At 41.0% G+C, this 1,256-nt stretch carries 1 protein-coding gene; it reads right to left on the bottom strand.

Features of this window, described 5'->3' with window-relative positions:
• On the bottom strand, nucleotides 1–994 hold a 994-nt coding region (locus DXB52_RS15820; protein ID WP_118108066.1), incomplete at its 3' end, for an FtsK/SpoIIIE domain-containing protein.
• Nucleotides 995–1,256: the final 262 nt, after the last annotated feature.

Below are 1,256 nucleotides of genomic sequence, written 5' to 3'. Positions count from 1 at the left end.
CAAAAAATGCCACATATTCATCAAAGATAAGAAAGCAGGGTGGCAGTCCCAAATAGGCGTAGTTTTCGCCCGTCTTATAGTTCGGGTGTCGCTTCATTTCCTCGCTTCGCTGTACCATGCCCTCATAAAAGGCATTGACGCAATCAATCATTTCTTCTTTGGTGTGATACACATTTCCCATAACTGTCCCCAAGTCTGCTAAGTCCGCATTTTTCGGGTCTAAGACGTAAAGGACAGCGTTGGTATGCAGTAGGGCTTCAATGAGCGTCAGCAGAAAATAAGTTTTACCGCCACCCGTCCCACCAGCGATAAGAGCGTGAGGGAGTGCGTCATATTCCCAGACAAGATTTTTCATCAGCCTAAGACTGCCGTTTTCTGCCCGTACTTCATCAATGGTAATACGGTTCGCTATCATATCATAAAGCAGGGTATATTCGATATAGCCGTCGTGCAGGGTCTTGTCGGTCAGTTCACAATACAAGCCACTTTCCAATTTATCCTCTAACCGTAAAAGCTGGTCTTGATATTTCCCCAGCGTAATTTCACAGCGGATATGAAGCAGTCCCTTTTCCATTTGATAATAAATCTTTGGAAACCAGACGATTTTTTCCCTTGATCTGCTTTGCCGGTCAGTAAAAAAACCGCTGTCTTGTACGGTATCGGCTTCATACCACTTATTTTCCAGTACCATTCTTGCCAGCTTTTGACGGTGCAGGAGCTTCTTGAAACTGTCGTAACAGAAGCGGTAATACAGAAAAGCGACCAATGCACAAACACCCGTCGCTATCAATATGGTTATGAAGTTGTAAGGGGAGAGCGTCAAGCCGTTTTCTAACAAGCTGAAATGCTCCCAATCAGTACGCATAAGCTGTTTGATATTGAGTAGCAAAAGAACCGCCACGAATACCACCAGAAGCATCCCTATGGAAAAGTGGTAGACAAGGTGCTTGTCGCTGGCTCTGATACGGTGTCCTTTATTCCAAATCTTACGCATAAATCAATCACTCCTTTCTGGGTACGAAAAAAGCAGTCAATCCTAAGACTAACTGCTTTGTGTGTATGGATATGAAGTTTTGCAAATGGGAATTTTATATTACTTTTAATGCAATTTCTAGTATCAACGAAAAAATACAAATTGATAAAATAATGATAACTATTTCAACATTTCCTAGTGATATAAAACATTGAAAAATCAGCATAATTCCTAACTAATTAATATAGCTGTTCATAATTCCTAACTAATTAATATAGCTGTT

The sequence above is a fragment of the Ruminococcus sp. OM04-4AA genome (genome assembly GCF_003462585.1).
GTDB lineage: Bacteria > Bacillota > Clostridia > Lachnospirales > Lachnospiraceae > Mediterraneibacter > Mediterraneibacter faecis.
The sequence above is the reverse complement of the archived record's forward strand: the minus strand, read 5'-3'. Positions and strand labels throughout refer to the sequence as shown.